General features: G+C 71.4%; 22 protein-coding genes. 16 read left to right on the top strand and 6 right to left on the bottom strand.

Annotation, left to right across the window (positions count from 1 at the left end):
• Positions 1–18: 18 nt before the first annotated feature.
• Entirely contained in the window at positions 19–900 is an 882-nt protein-coding gene (locus ABZ490_RS06800) for an aminoglycoside phosphotransferase family protein (RefSeq protein WP_358985274.1), read from the top strand.
• A gap of 25 nt (positions 901–925) precedes the next feature.
• Here the strand turns inward: ABZ490_RS06800 and ABZ490_RS06795 are convergent, their stop codons facing one another.
• The 6 genes from ABZ490_RS06795 to ABZ490_RS06770 all read right to left on the bottom strand — a co-directional run bounded on the left by ABZ490_RS06795 (position 926) and on the right by ABZ490_RS06770 (position 5,887).
• A complete protein-coding gene (locus tag ABZ490_RS06795) occupies positions 926–1,909 on the bottom strand; it encodes a hypothetical protein (RefSeq protein ID WP_358985271.1) in 984 nt (327 codons plus the stop codon).
• A gap of 46 nt (positions 1,910–1,955) precedes the next feature.
• Positions 1,956–2,501 (bottom strand): hypothetical protein, encoded by a 546-nt coding sequence (locus ABZ490_RS06790; protein ID WP_358985268.1) that lies wholly within the window; start codon positions 2,499–2,501, stop codon positions 1,956–1,958.
• Positions 2,387–3,310, bottom strand: coding sequence for a hypothetical protein (locus ABZ490_RS06785; protein WP_358985265.1), 924 nt, complete (start codon positions 3,308–3,310; stop codon positions 2,387–2,389). Before ABZ490_RS06785 ends, ABZ490_RS06790 begins: the two co-directional genes overlap by 115 nt.
• A 50-nt stretch (positions 3,311–3,360) precedes the next feature.
• Positions 3,361–4,290: a hypothetical protein gene (locus ABZ490_RS06780; RefSeq protein ID WP_358985262.1), complete on the bottom strand. Its 930-nt coding sequence runs from the start codon at positions 4,288–4,290 to the stop codon at positions 3,361–3,363.
• Positions 4,287–4,730 (bottom strand): hypothetical protein, encoded by a 444-nt coding sequence (locus ABZ490_RS06775; RefSeq protein ID WP_358985259.1) that lies wholly within the window; start codon positions 4,728–4,730, stop codon positions 4,287–4,289. Before ABZ490_RS06775 ends, ABZ490_RS06780 begins: the two co-directional genes overlap by 4 nt.
• A 335-nt stretch (positions 4,731–5,065) precedes the next feature.
• Complete coding sequence (locus ABZ490_RS06770; RefSeq protein ID WP_358985256.1) at positions 5,066–5,887, bottom strand: methyltransferase domain-containing protein; 822 nt, start codon at positions 5,885–5,887, stop codon at positions 5,066–5,068.
• Positions 5,888–5,949: 62 nt separating this feature from the next.
• Between ABZ490_RS06770 and ABZ490_RS06765 the strand changes: the two genes are divergently transcribed.
• From ABZ490_RS06765 to ABZ490_RS06695, 15 genes are all read left to right on the top strand, one after another.
• Positions 5,950–6,666: a GntR family transcriptional regulator gene (locus ABZ490_RS06765; protein WP_358985253.1), complete on the top strand. Its 717-nt coding sequence runs from the start codon at positions 5,950–5,952 to the stop codon at positions 6,664–6,666.
• Between the two features lie 602 nt (positions 6,667–7,268).
• Complete coding sequence (locus tag ABZ490_RS06760; RefSeq protein WP_358985250.1) at positions 7,269–7,652, top strand: RNase adapter RapZ; 384 nt, start codon at positions 7,269–7,271, stop codon at positions 7,650–7,652.
• 210 nt (positions 7,653–7,862) lie between these two features.
• Positions 7,863–8,132: a DUF6284 family protein gene (locus ABZ490_RS06755; RefSeq protein ID WP_358985247.1), complete on the top strand. Its 270-nt coding sequence runs from the start codon at positions 7,863–7,865 to the stop codon at positions 8,130–8,132.
• Positions 8,133–8,194: 62 nt separating this feature from the next.
• Positions 8,195–9,247 (top strand): conjugal transfer protein, encoded by a 1,053-nt coding sequence (locus ABZ490_RS06750; RefSeq protein WP_358985944.1) that lies wholly within the window; start codon positions 8,195–8,197, stop codon positions 9,245–9,247.
• A complete protein-coding gene (locus ABZ490_RS06745) occupies positions 9,244–9,591 on the top strand; it encodes an RRQRL motif-containing zinc-binding protein (RefSeq protein ID WP_358985244.1) in 348 nt (115 codons plus the stop codon). Before ABZ490_RS06750 ends, ABZ490_RS06745 begins: the two co-directional genes overlap by 4 nt.
• 1 nt (position 9,592) lies before the next feature.
• Positions 9,593–9,922, top strand: a complete 330-nt coding sequence (locus tag ABZ490_RS06740; RefSeq protein WP_358985241.1) for a hypothetical protein — start codon at positions 9,593–9,595, stop codon at positions 9,920–9,922.
• 2 nt (positions 9,923–9,924) lie between these two features.
• Positions 9,925–10,275, top strand: a complete 351-nt coding sequence (locus ABZ490_RS06735) for a hypothetical protein (RefSeq protein ID WP_358985941.1) — start codon at positions 9,925–9,927, stop codon at positions 10,273–10,275.
• Positions 10,268–12,439, top strand: a complete 2,172-nt coding sequence (locus tag ABZ490_RS06730; protein ID WP_358985238.1) for an FtsK/SpoIIIE domain-containing protein — start codon at positions 10,268–10,270, stop codon at positions 12,437–12,439. Before ABZ490_RS06735 ends, ABZ490_RS06730 begins: the two co-directional genes overlap by 8 nt.
• Before the next feature lie 237 nt (positions 12,440–12,676).
• A complete protein-coding gene (locus ABZ490_RS06725; protein ID WP_358985235.1) occupies positions 12,677–13,144 on the top strand; it encodes a hypothetical protein in 468 nt (155 codons plus the stop codon).
• Between the two features lie 17 nt (positions 13,145–13,161).
• Positions 13,162–13,455 carry a hypothetical protein gene (locus tag ABZ490_RS06720; protein ID WP_358985233.1) on the top strand — a complete coding sequence of 98 codons (294 nt, stop codon included), beginning with the start codon at positions 13,162–13,164 and terminating at the stop codon, positions 13,453–13,455.
• Positions 13,456–13,541: 86 nt separating this feature from the next.
• Positions 13,542–14,279 carry a DNA methylase gene (locus tag ABZ490_RS06715; RefSeq protein WP_358985230.1) on the top strand — a complete coding sequence of 246 codons (738 nt, stop codon included), beginning with the start codon at positions 13,542–13,544 and terminating at the stop codon, positions 14,277–14,279.
• Positions 14,276–15,148: a bifunctional DNA primase/polymerase gene (locus ABZ490_RS06710; protein ID WP_358985227.1), complete on the top strand. Its 873-nt coding sequence runs from the start codon at positions 14,276–14,278 to the stop codon at positions 15,146–15,148. The genes ABZ490_RS06715 and ABZ490_RS06710 overlap by 4 nt, the downstream gene beginning before the upstream one ends.
• A gap of 163 nt (positions 15,149–15,311) precedes the next feature.
• Complete coding sequence (locus ABZ490_RS06705; RefSeq protein WP_358985938.1) at positions 15,312–16,844, top strand: YfjI family protein; 1,533 nt, start codon at positions 15,312–15,314, stop codon at positions 16,842–16,844.
• A gap of 388 nt (positions 16,845–17,232) precedes the next feature.
• Positions 17,233–17,433 carry a helix-turn-helix domain-containing protein gene (locus ABZ490_RS06700; protein ID WP_358985224.1) on the top strand — a complete coding sequence of 67 codons (201 nt, stop codon included), beginning with the start codon at positions 17,233–17,235 and terminating at the stop codon, positions 17,431–17,433.
• A complete protein-coding gene (locus ABZ490_RS06695; RefSeq protein WP_358985221.1) occupies positions 17,433–18,572 on the top strand; it encodes a site-specific integrase in 1,140 nt (379 codons plus the stop codon). The genes ABZ490_RS06700 and ABZ490_RS06695 overlap by 1 nt, the downstream gene beginning before the upstream one ends.
• Positions 18,573–18,604 lie beyond the last annotated feature (32 nt).

The following is an 18,604-nucleotide window of genomic DNA, read 5'->3' as shown; positions in this document are numbered from 1 at the left end:
GCAAGTATCGTCCGGAAGGTGATCGAGATTCCGGGCGCGCTGGTGACAGAACAGGTAAAGATCAACGGCGCGGCGGGGCGGGCGTTCGTCACGGGGCTGCCGGACCTGGTGGCGGTCTTCCTGGAGCGCTGGGAGCTGCGGACCGACGGTCCGCCGATGCACGGCGTGTGCGCGCTGGTCCTGCCGGTGACCGGCGCCGACGGCACCCGGGCCGTGCTCAAGCTCCAGCTCCTCGACGAGGAGACGGCGGGCGAGCCGGTCGCGCTCCGCACCTGGAACGGCGATCACGCGGTACGGCTGCTGCGCCACGACGGGCCGACCGGCACCCTCCTCCTGGAACGCCTCGACCCGCACCGCACGCTGATCCACGTCGAGGACGTCCACGCGGCCGTGCCGGTCATCGGGGACCTGCTGGCCCGGCTGACGTCCGTCCGGGCGCCGCAGGGCCTGCGGGAGCTGGGCGATGTCGCGCGGGGCATGCTGGAGCGGACCCCGGAGGCGCTCGCCCGGACACCCGGCCGCCGGGACCGCCGGCTGCTCGCCGACTGCGCGGCCGCCGTACGGGAGGTCGCGGCCGAGCCCGGCGACCGGCTCCTCCACTGGGACCTCCATTACGGCAACGTCCTCGGCGCCGACCGCGCCCCCTGGCTCGCGATCGACCCCAAGCCGCTCGCGGGCGACCCGGGCTTCGAACTCTGGCCGGCCCTGATCAACCGCTTCGACGCCGAGGACGTCCTCCGGCGCTTCGACGCGCTGAGCGGGGCACTGGGTCTCGACCGGGAGCGGGCCCGCGCCTGGACCCTGGGCCGGCTGCTCCAGAACAGCCTGTGGCGGATCGAGGCCGGCGAACGGCCTACGGCGGCCGACATGGAGATCGGCCGCCGTCTGCTGGGCCGGTGACGCGCCTGTCACCGGCCCGCGGTGGTCAGTGGGTGTCCGGTGGTGGGTCCCCGCGCAGGGCGAGGGAGTGGTAGGCGCCTGCGGTGACGGCCTGGACCTTGGTGTTCGCGGTGGCGGGGACCGTGTTCAGGGCCGTGCTGTTCGCCTTCCACTCGATGGCCCGGCCGCTGTCGAGCAGGGCGACGATGTGCCCGTATCCGGCGGCCACCGCGGTGACCTTGGACTGGGCGAGGGACGGCACGGACTGGTTGGCCACCTTGGCGCCCCAGGCGTAGACCCGGCCGCCGACGACGGCGACGGAGAGGTCCTTGCGGGCGGCGATGGCGGTGACCGTGCCGTTCTTGACCGCCGTGGGGATGTCGGTCTGCTTGTTGCGGTTGTCGCCCCAGGCGATGACCTTGCCCTCGTCGGTGAGGGCGAGGGCGTGGTAGGCGCCGGCGGCGATCGCGGTGATGCCGGAGTGGGCCGCCTCGGGCACGTCCGTCTGGTTGTAGCGGTCGTCGCCCCAGCCGATCACGGCGCCGTTCCTGAGCGCCAGCGAGAAGAACTGGCCCGCGGCGATGGCGCTGACGTCGGACTTCGCGGCGGGCGGGACGACCGTGGAGTCGTAGCGGTCGCTGCCCCAGGCGACGACCCCCTCGTTCCTCAGGGCGAGGGAGTGCAGATAGCCGCCGGAGACGGCGGTGACGCCCGAGGAGAGCGAGGCGGGGACGTCGGTCTGCTGGTAGAGGTTGCTCCCCCAGGCGACGACGGCACCGTCCTGCACGGCCAGTGAGTGGAAGTCGCCCGCCGAGACGGCGCTCGCTCCCTTCAGCGCCGCCTCGGGGACGGTCTTCTGGCCGTAGGTGTCGTCGCCCCAGGAGAGGGTGTCCCAGTCGGTCGCCGCGAGCCGCTCGGCGGCCGCCCGGGGAGCGGCCGACACGGGGTGGGTGAGGGCCGGCAGTCCGCAGGCCAGGACCAGGGCGAGCACCAGAGCCCGGCGCCGGGTCGGTTCACGGTGGGTCGGCATGGGGTGGGGTCCGTTTCGCTCTGGGCGCGGGGGCGCGGAGGTCGGCTCAGCCACGGTCGGCTCCGGCCGCCGGGGAGCCCGCGTCGTTGGGGGTCTCGGCGGAGGGCCGGCTGGAGCGGCAGCGGGACAGCTCGGCCGGGGTCATCGGGCCGGTGCGCTGGTAGAAGCGGTCGGCGAGCTGCGGGGAGGGGTAGTCCAGGACCGTGTACAGGCGCCAGTCCTGGTGCGGGTCGGCGGGCGTGGGGTTCGACGTGAACCAGCCCTCGGTGCGCTGGCGTCCGCTCTGGGTCTCGATCCAGGAGACCTCGCCGGGGCTGATCACTTCCTTGACCGTGCGGGTGGCCTCCGGGCTCCAGGCGGGGGTGGTGCCGGTACCGGTGGTGAACTGCCCGTTCATGTTCGTCGGGTTGGCGGTGGCACTGGCGGGCGGCAGTCCGGCGGGGGCCGGCAGATCGCTGATGGTGCGGGCGGTGAACTTCAGCGGGCGCTCGCGGTCGAGCGTGGCGCGGGTGCAGTTGACGTAGTTCTCGCCGACCTGCCGGGCGGGCTCGTAGTAGGCGAAGGAGTAGTCGTCCTCGGGGTGAACGCGCACCGGGCGGCGCTTCTGTTGCACTCGGTGACGGCCTGGGAGACGTCGGTCAGCTTGTCGTTGCCCTTGAAGGCGAGGGACGGGGGCAGGGCGTTGCTGCGGACGGTCTTGTCGAGCGGGGGCGCGACCTGGACGGCCTTGATGCCGGCGATCATGGGGCCGCAGTAACCGCCGTTGGTGCCGGTGCCCGCGGCGGCGCCGTACGGCTTCACCGGCACCGTGGAGGCGAAGGTGAGCAGGGGCTCGTACTGGTCGGCGGTGAAGGTGTACGTCCGTCCCGTGCGCCAGACGCCGGAGCCGAGGACGTTGAACTCCGCGTCCGGGTCGGGCTCGGTCAGCTCCTCCTGAGCCTCTCCGCCCTCGCCCTGGACCGTGTAGGTCTGGCCCTGTTCCACCGTGCGCGGGGCGCAGTAGGTGGAGACCCCGGGGCTGTCGTCGAAGGTGACGGTGACCCTGGCCCCCGGGCGGACACCGCGCAGGCGCTGCTTGAACTCGTAGGCGGCGCCGTTCTCGCGCAGCATCACGGCGACCTGCTTGTCCGGGTGGCCGGAGGCGTCGCCCGAGTAGCGCCAGACGCCGCCGGCGGTTCCGGCGCCGTTGTTCGCGGAGGTCGAACCGACCGACCAGCCGGTGACGCCGGCGTTGTTGTAGCCGGTACCGCTGAACGCGGGCAGCGCCAGATCCCCGTTGATCACCTCGACGGGCTCCTGCTGGACCCGCCCGGCGAACGCGGGACCGGCCGGCAGGACGACCAGTCCCAGGCAGACGGCGGCGACGGCGGGACGGCGCAGGGCGGTGGTTCGTCTTCTCACGTTCGTCCTCTCCGGGACTCGGGCGCGTAGGGGCTGCGGCGCACGGGCGGTCACGAGACCTCACCGCCGAGCGCGACGCGCTCCTTCAGCCGGGACCCCTCGGGCAGCTCCGGCGTGCCGGGCAGGGCGGCCGACCTGGTGGGAGGCTTCGGCTTGTCGGGGTCCTCGGCGCCGGTCTTGCCGCCGGGCCGCAGCTTCTGGCAGGTGTTGCCCGGGACGGTGAAGGTGTCGGCGACGAACGTGCTCGTATTGACGCTGGAGGGGCCGTCGACGAAGACGTTGCGGATCCCGAGCCCACCCCCGGTGGAGATGCTCCCGGCGACCCGCTGCATCGCGGCGCTCGCCCCGAACACGAGCGCGTCACCGGGCTCGACGACGACCTCGTAGGAAGTGGACTCGGTCTGCTGGGTGCTCCAGGTCTTGGAGTACGACAGCTTGAACGCGCCCTCGAAGGCGGCCCTGAGCGTGGCCGAACCGCCGATCGTGCCACTGGCGTTGGCCCCGCCCTTGGCGTTGACCTCGGCGCTGGGGCCCTTCGACTGGTCCGGCGTCTTGAAGTTGCCGCCGGCCTCGCCGCTCACCCCGGCGGTGACCGAGCCGGAGGCGTTGAGCTGCCCCTCGAGCGTGATCTGCCCGGTGATCTCCCCGCCCAGGTTGTCGGAGCTGGAGACCTCGAGGGAGACCTGACGGGTGACCTTGATGTCCTTCTTGGTGCAGTTGACGACCGCGTTGCCGAGGGACTTGACGGCGGTGTGGTACTCGCTGGAGGCGGCGCGGTTGACCGTGAACCGGCAGTCTCCGGCGTGCGCGGCGCAGTAATCACTCACTTCCTTGACCGAGGTCAGCGGGGAGTCGCCGTTGAAGGCCTGGGCGGCGGGCACGCTCCGGTCGGGGTCGGCGACGGCGGACGCGGCCGGCACGGTCAGCGCGACGACCACGGCGGCGCCGAGGGCGAGGGCCCGGCGGTTCATGGTCGTCACGGGTTCATCAGCTCGCAGACACCGGTCAGCTCGCCGGAGCCGGCCGAGGAGGTGAGCGCGGAGGGCAGCCCGGCGGCGAAGTCGTCGCAGGCACCGTCCACGACCGTGGAGGCGTTGTTCTCGGGGGCGGGGTGGACGGCGTCCAGCGTCTGCTGGGTCTTGGCCAGGCCGTCCTTCTGCTCCTTGCCCTCCCCTGCGAGGTCGGACATGCACTGCTTCGAGGACGGCGGGCACTTGGTGGCCTGGCCCTTGGCGGCGGCCATGTCCTCCTTGGCCTGGGCGGTGTCCTTGCCCACCTGGCCCTTCTGGCCGTCGACCTCGCCGCTGGAGGGCGGCGGGTCGTCGAACGCGCGGACGGCGGCGACGGCCGGGGAGGCGGTGAGAACGGCGACGGCCACCGCGAGCGCGGCGAGGCCCTGGGATACGCGGATGCGTGACATCTGAGGCACGAGCCCTTCCGAACATACGGCGAACGCATGTTCATGAATCGGTCAGATCGCCGCAAAGATATGCAAATGATCACAAGACTCAAGGATGCCGCGCCGGTCACATAGTGTGATCAATCGCCCGCCTGGCGCAAAAAAAGCGACCCCGAGGCAAGGACCCCGAGGCCGCGACGAGCCCCCTGTCGGACTCGAACCGACGACCTTCGCTTTACAAGTTCACCCCAGCGGCCGAGAAGCCACGGGCCCTGCTCCCCAGCCCAGCGAGCAGGGTGCACGACCGACTCTCCCGGTACGGCAATGTGCACCGGTGTTGCCGTCAAAGACTGCCGTCAGTCCCCGATGCCGTTGACGGGGGCCCGCCCGACAGCAAGAAGGTGTGAACTGGCCGCAAGTAGTTCCGGGTACGGCTCAGCCATCCGCGCGGCAGCCACGGCGGAGGCAATCAGGTCGTCGGAAGGTGCCGTACCTGACTGCTGCTCAACGGCCTTGACGAGAGACCATGCCGGGCCCTCGATCCCGAAGACCTGAACATCGGTGAGCCCAGACTCCCGCAGTTCTTCGGCGAGTTCCTCCCCGCGATGGAAGTACGACAGGGTGAAGTGATGGCCGTTGTGCACGGCCGTGCGGAGAATGTTGGACACCGACCCGTGCATCCGCTCGGTGTGCAGGTGGGCGTACGTGACGTGCTCGAACAGCGAGGCGTAGCGATTGATGGCTGCTGCCGCTACAAGCCCGCCAGGCTTCACGACGCGCCTGGCCTCCGAGAGTGCCGCGCGCCGGTCGGAGGCGTCGGGCAGGTGGTAGAGCGGGCCGAAGAGCTGCACGACGTCGTAACTGCTGTCGGACGCCTCCAACGCTCGCGCGTCCCCGAGCGACGCAGGGCAGACGACCGAAGCCTGTTCGACATGGCGGGGGACGGGATCCACCAGAGTCACCGCGTATCCGTCCTTGACCAGCCACTCCGCATGCACTCCCGCGCCGCCCCCGACGTCCAGCACGCTCGCAGGCGCCGGCGGCAGGAAGCGGCGCAGAAGTTCCTGAGTTCGCGCCAGCTCAAGGCGGCCATCCGCCGAACGGTGCAGGCGCCGACTCTCGTCCACGGTCTCGCCATAGAAGCGCATGACAGAAGGGGCCAATGCGAAATTCGACATAGCGGCAGTATGCTGTGTACCGGTGGACCAGTCCAGTACAGGAGACGGCACGAGGGGCATACATGGCACTACTGAAGTACGAGGAGATCGCAGAGTCACTGCGCGCCCGTATCGCTGCCGGCGAGTTCGGACCCGGTGAGACCCTGCCATCCGGCCGCGACCTGGCTGAACAGTGGTCGGTCTCACGCGCGACCACGGTCAAGGCCATGGACGTCCTACGGAACGACGGCGTTGTCGTGGCCAAGCAGGGCACCGGCTTCGTGGTGACCGAAACACCCGTCGCGCGGCCGGCTGGCGCCCGACGGGCGGGCTCCGCCCGCATCGCTGGCGGCATGCCGTTCCTGCGCGTCGGGGAACCGGATTGGGCGGAGCCGCCCGCACATGTGGCTACAACGCTCGGCATGGATCCCGGTGTGGCCACGCTTCGCCGCATCCGCATCCTCCAGCTCCCGGACGGCAGTCCGCACAGCTACGCGGAGGCCTGGTTCCCGCCGGACGTCGCGGAGGCCTCGCCTCGACTGGCACAGACGGCCCCCATCCCGGAAGGCACGACACGTTACGTGCGTCGGCAGACTGGCCGCTTCCCGGCGGAAGGCGTGGACGTGACCACCGTCCGCCTGGCCACCGAGACCGAAGCACTCCACCTAGGGCTGTCGGAACCCACGGCCGTCGCGGTGGTCCTTCACACCGCCTACGACCAGGAGGGGCGCCCTCTCGTGTGCGAGGAAGGCGTGACGCCTTCCCCTCACTTCGAACAGGTGGACACGTATGCGATGTAGGTGAGTGACCCATAGAGAAGCTGGACCGGTCCGCCGGTCCAGCTTTTTTTCTGCGCCAAATCAGCTCTGACCTGCACAGATGAGCAACACCCAATGACAGAAGGGGACTTGGAGCTTGACTGGACCGGTCCACCGGTCCAGTCTAGAGATGTGCCGGAGAGGCCACCCCAACGGAAGGCGGGGAGGCGTTCTCACGGCTGCTTGACCTGCACGAATGCATAGGGCGGGGACGCTGCAATCCCGCTAAAGGCCAGGGGATCAATCAGGGCTTCGGCCCGGTCTGGCGAGGTGGCCCGGTGACCGCGAGCAACGGCCGGCGTGTGGGGACTTGGTCCCCCTTGCAGTGATGTTCCCTGCCCCTTCGACCTGGGAGTTCCGATGCTCCGAAGAACGCTTTGGGCGCCGCCGTGATGGACCGGCCGGCGGCGCCTGCGCAACACCTGAGCCAGTGAGCGGAGCGCACGCGCTCACGGCCGAACCGGTCCGCCCCCTGACCTGCCATCGCAGCGGCTAGCGCTGCGGCCGGTTGCCTCCGCTGCACGTCTCGTACGTGCGGCGCTGAGGGGAGCCGGAACACCCCTTCTCGTTTCCCTGGAGTCCGCATGACCGCGACTGTCGAGATCGTCTCGTTCGGTTACCTGCACGACGCGCCCCCGGCCGCGCACCTGACCATCGACCTACGTCACCACTTCCGCGACCCGCACGTCTCGCCGGAACTGCGCTACATGACCGCCGACGACGCGCCCGTCCGGGCCGCCGTGATGAGCACGCCCGGCATCGCGGAGCTGGTGGAAGCGACCACTGCGGCGGTGGCCGCGTTCGCCGCCGGCCCGAGCGCCGGAACCGTGACGGTCGCCGACGGATGCGCCGGCGGACGCCACCGGGCCCCCACCTTCGCCCGCGCCCTCGCCTACCGGCTGACCACCGCCGGCCACACAGTCACCGTCCGCCACCGCGACATGGACAAGGCCGTCGTCCGGCGCTGAACGCACCTCACAGCCCCGGACCCGCCGCCCTCCCGGCGGGGACCGTGACGGAGCCGGATCGGATCCGGCCCGGGGCACCGGCCGCCTCTCGCGCGGCCCGCCGCACACCAGGTGTGCGGCGCATCCCCTTTCCCAAACGGCGCGCGGCCCCGGTGCTGGAACACCGGGGCCGCTGTTCGGGCCGTTCACCTACCAGGGAGAACACGACCCATGGAACACATCGTCACTGTTCAGGACGTTGTTACCGCGTTCACCGACTGGATCGAGCCGACGGATGCGGAGCTGGACGCGATCGAGCAGGAGTCCCCGCTGATCCTGGCAGAGGTCGCCCTGCTGGACGCGCAAATCAAGGCCCTGGACCACCCCGCGAACGACGTCGACACACGCCGCATCCGCCGGGCCCGGAACGGCCTGCTCGCCGCACGGCGGGACCTGACCAACCGCACGGCCGGCGCGATCGTGCCCGGCGGTGCGGCGTGAGCACCCCGACGCAGGAACTCACGACCGTACAGAAGGGCGTGCTGTCGGCCGCGTTCGTGCCGATGCTCGCCACCGGTGTGGTCGGCGGTATCGGCACCTACAGCAACATTGGCCACGCCTACGGCTCCGGGACCGCGCTCGGCGCGCTCGGTGCCGGTGAGGGTGCCACGGCTGTGCTCGCCCTGGTCCTGCTGGGCCTGACCATGCTGGGCCAGTCCTCACCGCTCGTCGTCCGGGCGGGTCTGTGGGTGCTGCCGGCCGCCGCGTCCGTCATGGCCGCCATGGCCGCGCCGGACCCGGGCCGCACGGTCGTCTACGCGCTGACCCCGCTGGGCATGTCCGTCTCGGCGGAGGGCATGGCGTTCCTCGCCCGCCGGATCGTCGTCCACACCGACGGGCGGGACGCCGAGCACGAGCGGCGCACCGCCGACATCGTCCAGGCTCTCGCCTACCACCGGGCCCGCGCCGCCCACCACCCGAGTGATTGGGTCAAGCGGTGGTCGGAGCGCAAGTCGTGGCGCCTCGCCCGCAAAGTCGGGGTCGGGGACGTCGCCCTGGGATCGAGGCTGCTGGAGGTTCAGCGCACCCGGATCACCGGCGGTGCGGACGCGGCCCTCGCCTCGATGTTCGGCACGGCGCCCCTCGATCCTCCTCCGGTCGCAAATGCGGAGGAATCGACCGTAAGCAGTCGAGAACGGTCTACCTCTGACCTGCCGGTATCGACCCCGGCCACGGTCGTCCTGACACGGCTCCCGGTGCCCGCTCCGGCGCCGGTCGACCTGGGCAAGTCGGGCGGCGGTATGAAGCCGATGCCCGCCGTCGCCCCGATCGTGAAGCCGGTGCCGATCGCCCCGGTGCCCGCCCGTTCGGTGCCGGCCGCGTCGATGGGGCCGCGTCGGGCGACGGGCCGTGTCCCGGTCGCCGCCAAGTCGACCCGCACCCGCCGCACCCCCGACCAGCTCATGGCGGAAGCACGCAAAGCGACGGCCGGTCTGCCGGACGCGGAGGTGACCGGGGAGGGCATCCGCCGGGCCCTGCGCACCTCGCCCGCGAACGCCCGCATGCTCCGTGACGCCCTGCTCGCCGAGCGCGCCGCCACTGCGGCAACGCCGTGAGCACACTGCCTGTGTTCCGGTGGCGCCTGGCCCCGGACGGCTACGCCACCCGCCGCCAACTGAGGGCCCGCGACCTGCGGCCCGGCGGTCAGGGTGTGGCCGCGACTCTCGAACGACCGCGCCGCCGCCGGGGCCCGCTGATCGCCTACCTGTACCGGGTCGACCTGGCCAAGCCGGTCCGGCCCATGACCCCCGCGAAGTGGGCGGCTCTGGCCAAGGCCAACACCGCCCGCCGCCTCTGTCCTTCCTGCCGGCGTGACGCCGGATACGTCATCCCTCCCGCGCTGGGCATGTGTGTGCCCTGCGCCTTTCCCGACCCTCCCGGGTCCGAAGGGACTGCCTGACATGGGCAACTCCGAGATCCGCCGCCTTGACCGCGAAATCGTCACGGCCGAACGCAAGTTGGAAGCGGCGCGCAACGGGGAGTTGTGGCCGCTGACCGGCTCCGAAAAGCGCAAGGTGATCACCGCTCTGGCGGGCGGTTCCCGTGCCGTGGTGCGGGGCAACAGCACCACCCGCGCGGAGAGCAAGCTGGACCGGCTGTCGGTGCAGATCGAGTCGCGGCTGTCGGCGGAGCTGAGCGCGCTGCGCACGGTGCGCGAGACCCTCATCCGCGAGGACGCCAAGACCAAGGCGCAGGCCAAGGCCGCCAAGAAGTCCTCCGGCTGGTGGTGAGCATGCCCGCCCGCTGCCCGGCCGCTCACCCGGACGACCCGACCCCCTGCACGGGACCGGTCGCGGTGACCGTGCTGGACGCCTTCAACGCCGGGGCCGACGGATGCGAGCACCACGGCGCCCGACTCCTGGCCAGCCTCGACGGCGGCCGTGTCCACCCCCTGCCCGACGCGGCGGACGGCGCCGCGATCCGGGTGTTCACGGCCGCCGACGGCATCCGCCCCTTCTGCTGGGTCGACGGCCCCCGCACCCGGCCGTCCCAGCTCAGCCGTGCCGAGACCCGCGCCCGGTATCCCGATCTTCCTTCCCTCGCCGCCCCGTCGGGGCCGCACTCAGGAGACCGTCATGAGTGAAGCCACCACGGAACAGACCACCGTGGGCACCGTCCACCGTCTCGACGACCACCGCACCGCCCGCACCACGCCGGCCGTCGACCTGGACAAGACCACCACCGCCCCCGCCCCGGCGGACGCCCCCGCCCTGGAGGGCGAGGCGGTCGACCGTCCCGGCAACCCCCTCGCCGACTGGCTCTCCCTGCCCGACACCGACGTCCTGCCCGCATGGGCCCGCTCGCGCAGGGCCGTCATCGACAACGTCCGCGCGTTCGGCCGGCTCACCTGGTGGCACACCCGCTACCACGCCTTCCGCACCCCGAAGTACCTGGTCAAGACGGTACTGCTGGCCGCGCGTGGCTTCTTCCGTGCCGCCGTGGGGCTGTGGCCGACGCTCTCGGCGCAGGACCACAGCGCGGTGGTCAAGGCCCTGCGGGCGCAGTCCAAGGCGCGGCCGGAGGATGTGGAGCTGGCCGCCCGGCTCCAGATCGCCCACGGCATCCGCACCCGCGCCCGGCGCTGGCGGTTCGGCGCCGCAGCGGCTGCGGTCGCCGCCGCCGCCCTCGGGATCGTGCTGGCGCCCCCGCTGCTGCAAACCGGCATCGCGGCGGCCGTCATCACCCCGCTCGCCTACCTGGGGCGGGGCAAGGAGACGCGGCTGTTGGACCAGGCGGCGCCGCCGCTGAAGGTGGACATGTCCGCGCAGCAGCTCAATGAGGCGCTGCGGGCCGCCGGCCTCCTCAAAAGCGGCAGCGGCAAGGACGACAAGGACGCTCCGAGGGTTTCGTGCACGATGGGCCCGGTCCGGGACGGCCGTGGCTGGGCCGTGATCTTCGACATGCCCAGGGGCGGCGGCAAGACCGCCTCCGACGTCCTCGCCAAGCGCGAGGTCATCGCGCAGGAACTCGGCGTCGACGAGATCCAGGTCATCATGTCCCGCGTCCGCGCCGCCAAGGGCGGCAACGCCGGCCGCGTCACCATGTGGGTCGCCGACGACGACCCCTACCTCGGCACCCCGAACCCGTCCCCGCTGGAGAAGGCGGAGCGGTTCTCCATCTGGGAGCCGGTCCCGTTCGGGCAGGACGCCCGCGGCAACCGCGTGGCGGTGCCGGTGATGTGGCAGTCGATGTTCTTCGGCGGTCTGCCCCGCCGGGGCAAGACGTTCTCGCAGCGGCTGCTCACGGCGGCCGGTCTGCTGGACGCCTACGTGCGTCACTACGTCGCGGACGGCAAGGGCGGTGCCGACTGGATGCCGATGAAGGCGGTCGCTCACCGGCTGGTCATGGGTGCCGAGGACGACGCGATCGAGGCGCTGAAGGCGATGCTGCAAGAGCTGCTGGCGGAGATGGAACGCCGGTTCGCGCTGCTGCGGGACCTGCCCACCTCCGTGTGCCCGGAGGGAAAGCTGACCCCCGACATCATGGTCAAGTACAACCTGCCGGTCATCTTCGTCACCATCGACGAACTTCAGGAGTACTTCACCGCGATGGAGCGCGAGGACCGCGAGCAGGTCATCAACGACCTGTGCCGGATCGCCCGACGCGGCCCGGCCGCCGGGTTCATCTCCAACTTCGCCTCCCAGCGCCCCGACGCCGAGTCCGTCCCGGCGAAGCTGCGCGAGATCATCACCATCCGCTACTCGACACAGGTCGTCGACCGCACCAGCTCGGACATGGTCCTCGGCAAGGGCAAGGCCGCGCAGGGCGCGGACGCCTCCGTGCTGTCGGAGGACCACAAGGGCGTGGGTGTGCTGGTCACCGGGCCGGCGTCGTTCGTGACCGTGCGGGCCGACTACCTCGACGGCACCGGGTTCGCCGCCCTGTGCCGCAAGGGCCGCACCCTGCGCGAGGCAGCCGGGCAGCTCACCGGCGACGCGGCCGGCGACGTCACCGCCGCCGCCGACGCGGCCGGCGTGAGCGTGCCCGCGATCGTCTCCGACGTCCTCGACGTCATGCGGCACTCCCCGCGCATGTTCACCACCGACCTCCTCGCCGCACTCGTCAACCTCGACGAAGACGTCTACGGCGACCTCAACGCCGAACGCCTCGCCGCCGAGCTGGAGGCGGCCGGCGTGAAGCGCACCAGCAAGCAGGTGAAGATCAGCGGCGCCAACGGAGCGGGCTACCAGCGCCGCGACATCGAGGCAGCCGTGCCCGCCGAGATCCTGCTGAGCACCGGCAGGTAAAGGGGCCCCGCCCTACCCCACCCCTACCGGACACCCCCTCCGCCCGGCCGCGCGCCGCCCTCGGCGACCGCCGCCGGGTAGAGGGGACTCCTTACCCCGGTAGAGGGGGAGGTAGAGGCCCCTGACCTGCAAGGTAAGGCCGGTAAAGGGGGCCAGGCAGCCCCCTGCCCAACCCCTCCCACAGCCCCTCAGGCAGGTGCGCCCTGTCTCCCGCCGACCACCGGAAGGGAAACCACCATGCACCCCCAGACCGCCCCGAACACGCCCGCCGCCTGGGCCCCGGAAGTCCACCACCCCACCCCCCTCGCCCCCGCCGTGGCGCCGTACGCGGCGCCGCTCATGCCGGTGCAGCCGCACGCCGTGCCGGCGGTCGCGAGCATCGTCCTGCCCGACGGCCGGGTCGTCACCGGCTACGCCATCCCCACCGCGCAGCCCGAACCGATCGCCGCGAAGCTGGCCGTGTCGCGGGCGGCGGTGAACGTCGCCCTCGGAGGCGTCGGGTTCCTCGCCGTCTGCGGCGGACTGCTGCTGCTCACCACGTTCATCACCGCGCTCACCGCGCTCATCACCCAGCTCATCACCCTGGCCGCCGTCGTCTTCGGCGGATGGATCGCCGTACAGATCTTCAGCAGCAACCGGCACAGCGCCGGGACCACGGTCAACATCCGCAAGGCCGTCATCAAGCGCAACAAGTTCTACGGCTGAGAAGGAGAACAACACCCATGCTCAGGCTGCGTATCTGGCTCACCGCACTGCCCCGCAACGCGCTGATCCTGACCGACACGCCCCGCCCCGACTGCCACACCTGCGAGGGCGTCGGCGGCATCGAGCACGACTACGGCGACTACGAGACCGGCGAGTGGGCCGGAACCGAGTGGGAGTTCTGCTCCTGCTGGACGCCATGGGCCGTGACCCTGCTGCCGCTCCCGCGCCGCCCCCGGTGGCTGCGCCGCCGCCGCGACACCGGCCGCGACCCGTGGGCCCCCGCTGGCTACAGCGACGAACCGCCCTTCTAGCTACGCCAAGGGCAGCCCCCGCCTCGCCAAAGTCCGGGGCTGCCCTTGTCCACCTGCCACCAACTGACCTGTGGAGGTCATCCAGCATGCAGCAACCCGCCCCCATCCTGCGAGCCCTCGCCTTACTCTCCCGGATCGAACCCATCCGAGTCCTGGACGCCTACTGCTGCATCGGGGGCGCCACCGAGGGCTACCGGCGCGCGTTCAAGAACTGCCACATCACCGGCGTCGACATCCAGGCACAGCCGGACTACCGGGGCGACGCGTTCCACCAGGGCGACGCGATCGAGTTCATCCGGGCCCATGGCCATGAGTTCGACTTCATCCACGCGTCCCCGCCGTGCCAGGGCGAGGGCGCCCCGACCAAGGGCACCAACGCAGCCCGCAACGCGGCCATCGGCCGCACGTATCCCCGGCTCATCGTCCCCACCCGCGCCGCGCTGGAGGCCACGGGACGGCCGTACGTGATGGAGAACGTGCCCGGCTCCGAGGTCCGCAAGGACATCCGGCTGTGCGGGGAACAGTTCGGCCTCGCCGTACTCATGCACCGCTACTTCGAACTCGGCGGATGGACCACCGCGCAGCCCGCGCACCCCCGGCACCGGGGCTACGTACGCGGCTGGCGCCACGGCGAGTACCGGGACGGCCCGTACGTCGCCGCCTACGGCGCCGGCGGAGGAAAAGCCACCGTCGCGGAGATCTGTGAGGCGAAGGGCATCGGCTGGTCCACCCATCACCTCAGGCTCAGGGAAGCGCTCCCGCCCGCCTACACCGAGTGGATCGCCACCCAGTTCCTCGCCCTGGAAGGGAGGGCGGCGGCATGAGCGCGAGCCCCGGACCCCTGCGGGTCGCCCTCGCCCTCGCGGCGGCCGGCGTCCCGGTCCTGCCCCTGCGGGCGGGCAAGGTCCCGTTCGGTAACTGCCGCACCTGCAAGGGGAACGCGTGCGGCGGCCGGCCCAATATGAAGATGGCGGGCCCCTGCCGGTGCCCCGGGCCGTGCCACGCGTGGGCCGCCGCGACCTCCGACCCGCACATCCTCACCTCGCCCGTGTGGGCGCCGGTGTGGCGTGAGGCGGCGGCCGTTGCCTACCACCCCGGCGGGGCCGGGCTGACGGTCGTCGACCTGGACGACGCGGCGGCCGTCGCATGGGCCCGCAAGAGCCTGCCCGCCACCCGCACTGTGGCGACGACGCGGGGTGAGCACTGGATCTACCGGGGCGCCATGGGGTCGTCGAACGCGGTCCGCCCTGGTGTCGACGTCAAGTCGGTCATGCAGTACGCCCGTTGGCTCGGTCCCGGGACCGGTCGCATGGCGCCTCTCCCGGCGGCCGTCCGCGCCCTGCTGGTGAAGGAAGACACCACCCCCGCCCCGGGGGAGGTGGCATCTTCCCTCCCCGCCCCGTGGGGCCGGTCGGTGGCCACCGGGTGCCGCCACACCGAGCGCTACGTCCGCACCGGACTCGAACGCGGCCTCACCCTCGTACGGGCCCGCACCGAATCCGGCGCCGGATCACAGGCGTTCGGCGTCGCCCGGTTCCTCGCCGCCCAGCACACCGCGTGCCCCGGCCCCTGCGGCCTCGCCGCGCTCGGCGAGGAGATCGTGACGGCCGCCGTCTCCGTGGGCGTCCCGGAGGCCTACGCCCGCCGCGCCGTCGCCAACGGCCTTGAGACGGCCGTGGAGCGCGCGGCATGAACAAAACATCCCGAACCCCCATGAACGGCCCTCAGGGCGCCGTACAGGGCCCGCCACGGCCAGCCGTGGGCGAACCGAAGGTCGCCGCCCGCAAGGGCGTCCCTGTCGGTGTCTGCCCGCACACCACCGCCGAAGGGAGGGCGGCCGCATGAACACACAGCCTGTGGACAACGACCTGTGGGCCGGACTGCCCGCCCTGGACGAACCGCCTAGCGAGGACGAGACGGCACCGGACGTGTGGGAGGACCCCATTCCCCTCACCGGCCGCCGGGAGCGTCCCACGTTCCCCGCTCACGTCCTGCCCGCCTGGTTGGGGGATTTCGTGGCGGCCGTCGCGGAGGAGACGCAGACCCCGGTGGACCTTGCCGGGTCGGTCGCCCTCGCCGTGCTCGCCACGGCGGCCGGCGGCCGGTCCGTGGTCCACGTGCGCGGCAACTGGCGCGAGCCCACCAATCTCTACACCGTGGTGGCGCTCCCGCCCGCGAACCGCAAGTCCGCCGTCTTCGCCCTGCTGACCAACCCCTTGTATGAGGCTGAGAAGCAGCTCAAGACCGCCATGCAGCCGGTCATTGTGGAGGCGGAGCTGACGGCACGGTTGGCCAAGGAAGCGGCGGACAAGGCCGCCACCAAGGCCGCGTCCGCCGACGGCGACAAGCGGGAAGAGATGGTGGCGACCGCCGTGGGCCTCGCGCAGTCGGCTGGCACGCTCACCGTGCCGGCTGAGCCGGTGCTGCTGGCGGACGACTCGACACCGGAGACGGTCACCTCGCTCATGGCCGAGCAGGGCGGGCGGCTGTCGGTGATGAGCGCGGAGGGCGGCATCTTCGACATCATCGCCGGCCGCTACTCCGGGGCCCCCAACATGGAAGTCTTCCTCAAGGGGCATGCCGGGGACCGGCTGAGGGTGAACCGGCAGACCCGCCGCGAGTACATCGACGCCCCCGCGCTGACCATCGGCCTCGCCGTACAGCCGGACGTACTGAGGGACATCGGGAAGGTGAAGGGGTTCGAGGGACGCGGACTGCTCGCCCGCTTCCTGTACTCCCTCCCCGTGTCCACGGTCGGCGAACGCCAGATCATCACCGACCCGGTCCCCGAGCAGACGGCCGCCACCTACACCGCCCGGGTCATCGACCTGACCCTGTCCCTGGCCGAGTGGACCGACCCGGCCGTCATCCAGCTCACCCCGGAAGCGGACGCGGCCCTGATCGCCTATCAGAAGCGCATCGAACCGCAGCTCAAGGCACGCGGCGGCACTCTGGGCCACATCTCCAACTGGGCCGGAAAGCTGGCCGGGGCGACCGCCCGCATGGCCGCGCTGCTGCACCTCGCCGAACACGGCGGCAACGGCTACGCCCACCCCGTCACCGAAGACACCATGCGCGCCGCGATCGAGCTGGGGGAGTACTACACCGCCCACGCCCTCGCCGTCTTCGACGTCATGGGCGCCGACCCGGTCCTCTCCCGGGCCCGCAGCGTGCTGGAAGCCGTGAGGGACAACCGGTGGGAGGACGTCAGCCGGCGGGACGTCTTCACCGTTCTCTCCCGCAGCGAGGTCCCCACCGTCGCCGACCTGGAACCCGCCCTCGCCCTGCTGGAAGACCACGGATACCTGCGCTCCTACCAGCCCGAACGCACCGGCAAGCGCGGACGCCCACCGGCGCCCCGCCTACTCGTCCACCCCGCCCTGCGGTAGCGGACACCCCGCCGCGCCCTGAACCTCTCCCGCACAAACCGCACAATCGCAAAAACCCCCGGACACCCCCGCTGACCTGCGACGGGACCCCGCGCCCACAGCGGCGAGGGGCCCGCCGCACAATCCCGCGATATTCCGCAAAAAACCGAGCACCACCCCGGCCACCGGGACCGACCACCCGCCGCCCCTGATTTTTGCGGAATATCGCGGATTTCTGCGGAGCACCACACACCACCACCCGCACACCACATCACCGCAGGTCAGATGAGCCACCCGGCTTTTCTGCGGATTTTGCGGTTTGTGCGGCGGCACCCGCCCACGAACTCAGCCCCACCTCGGACACACACGCGCACCCGCGACCGCCGCAAGGCCTCAGAGGAGTCCACGCATGACCACCGCCATGCCCCCGACCCCCCAAGCGCTCAAGGTCCCCGAGGTCATGACCGCCCTGCGCCTCAGCCGCAGCAAGGTCTACGACCTCATCCGCTCCAAGGAACTCCCGAGCTACACATCCGGCCGTGCCCGCCGCATCCCGGTGGAGGCCGTCAGCAAGTACATGCAGAACCGACTTGAGGAGAACGCGGCCTGATGGCACCCCGCAAGAGGAACCCGAACGGCGCCGGCAGTATCTGGCAGCGGAAGGACGGGCGGTTCGAGGCGCGCGTCTACGTGCCCCAGCCCGACGGCACCCGCAAGCGCAAGACGGTCTACGGCTCCACCTGGGAGGAGTGCGACGAGAAGCGGCAGGAACTCGTGCGACGCGACCGCCAGGGCATCCCGACGCCCTCGCGGTCGGCGAAGCTCTCGGAGTGGCTGCCGTACTGGCTGGAGGAGTACATCCGGCCCAACCGGAAGCGCACGACCTACGTGAAGTACGAAATGCACGTGCGGCTGTACCTTGTGCCCCTGCTGGGCACCCGCCGGCTGGAGTCGCTCACCACGGCGAACGTGCGACAGATGATCTCGAAGGTCACCGCGCAGTCGTCGGCCGCGACCGCGAAGGAAGCGCACCGCGTGCTGCGTACGGCGATCACCGCCGCATGCCGCGACGAACTGATCAGCCGCAATGTCGTGCAGCTCGTTCCGGCCCCCCGCGTCGAGCCGCGGGAACTGCGCCCCTGGTCGCTCGACGAGACGCTGACGTTCCTGGAGGCCGCGCGGACGGATCCGCTCTATACCGCGTTCGTCCTCGCCGTCGCCCTCGGTCTGCGGCGCGGCGAGATCCTCGGCTTGCAGTGGCGGGACGTCGACCTTGAGCGGCGCACCCTCACGGTTCGGACCACGCTCAACCGGGGCGGCAAGTCTCTCTACCTGGACACCACCAAGAACCGGCGGTCGCGGGTGATCCCGATTCCGATGATGTGCGTGGCCCCGCTCCGGTGGCACCGCATGCGGCAGGCCGAGCGACGCGCGGCGGCCGGCGCGGACTGGCACAGGAGCGATCACGTGTTCACGACCCGTAGCGGCCGGCCGATCGAGCCCCGGAATCTCTACCGGTCGTTCCTCCGGATCTCGGAGTCCGCGAGCCTGCCGAGGGTGCGGCTGCACGACACCCGGCACGGGTGCGCGTCCCTGCTCTTCGCGGCCGGCGTCGCGCCTCGCACCGTGATGGAGATCCTCGGTCACTCGCAGATCGCGGTGACCATGAACGTCTACACGCACGTGAGTGATGCGCACCGGCGGGAGGCCATGGGCCACATGGATCGTCTGCTGAAACGGCGCCGTTAGCGGGGACTGCCGTCAAGTTCTGCCGTCAGCGC

This window comes from Streptomyces sp. NPDC005811 (assembly GCF_040630405.1).
GTDB lineage: Bacteria > Actinomycetota > Actinomycetes > Streptomycetales > Streptomycetaceae > Streptomyces.
The sequence above is the reverse complement of the archived record's forward strand: the minus strand, read 5'-3'. Positions and strand labels throughout refer to the sequence as shown.

Coding starts and splice junctions, on each gene's coding strand:
- ABZ490_RS06725 (WP_358985235.1), top strand. CDS start 12,677: ATGCACCCCCAGACCGCCCCGAACACGCCCGCCGCCTGGGCCCCGGAA.
- ABZ490_RS06740 (WP_358985241.1), top strand. CDS start 9,593: ATGGGCAACTCCGAGATCCGCCGCCTTGACCGCGAAATCGTCACGGCC.
- ABZ490_RS06715 (WP_358985230.1), top strand. CDS start 13,542: ATGCAGCAACCCGCCCCCATCCTGCGAGCCCTCGCCTTACTCTCCCGG.
- ABZ490_RS06795 (WP_358985271.1), bottom strand. CDS start 1,909: ATGCCGACCCACCGTGAACCGACCCGGCGCCGGGCTCTGGTGCTCGCC.
- ABZ490_RS06710 (WP_358985227.1), top strand. CDS start 14,276: ATGAGCGCGAGCCCCGGACCCCTGCGGGTCGCCCTCGCCCTCGCGGCG.
- ABZ490_RS06730 (WP_358985238.1), top strand. CDS start 10,268: ATGAGTGAAGCCACCACGGAACAGACCACCGTGGGCACCGTCCACCGT.
- ABZ490_RS06755 (WP_358985247.1), top strand. CDS start 7,863: ATGGAACACATCGTCACTGTTCAGGACGTTGTTACCGCGTTCACCGAC.
- ABZ490_RS06775 (WP_358985259.1), bottom strand. CDS start 4,730: ATGTCACGCATCCGCGTATCCCAGGGCCTCGCCGCGCTCGCGGTGGCC.
- ABZ490_RS06770 (WP_358985256.1), bottom strand. CDS start 5,887: ATGTCGAATTTCGCATTGGCCCCTTCTGTCATGCGCTTCTATGGCGAG.
- ABZ490_RS06765 (WP_358985253.1), top strand. CDS start 5,950: ATGGCACTACTGAAGTACGAGGAGATCGCAGAGTCACTGCGCGCCCGT.
- ABZ490_RS06720 (WP_358985233.1), top strand. CDS start 13,162: ATGCTCAGGCTGCGTATCTGGCTCACCGCACTGCCCCGCAACGCGCTG.
- ABZ490_RS06695 (WP_358985221.1), top strand. CDS start 17,433: ATGGCACCCCGCAAGAGGAACCCGAACGGCGCCGGCAGTATCTGGCAG.
- ABZ490_RS06735 (WP_358985941.1), top strand. CDS start 9,925: ATGCCCGCCCGCTGCCCGGCCGCTCACCCGGACGACCCGACCCCCTGC.
- ABZ490_RS06700 (WP_358985224.1), top strand. CDS start 17,233: ATGACCACCGCCATGCCCCCGACCCCCCAAGCGCTCAAGGTCCCCGAG.
- ABZ490_RS06760 (WP_358985250.1), top strand. CDS start 7,269: ATGACCGCGACTGTCGAGATCGTCTCGTTCGGTTACCTGCACGACGCG.
- ABZ490_RS06750 (WP_358985944.1), top strand. CDS start 8,195: ATGCTCGCCACCGGTGTGGTCGGCGGTATCGGCACCTACAGCAACATT.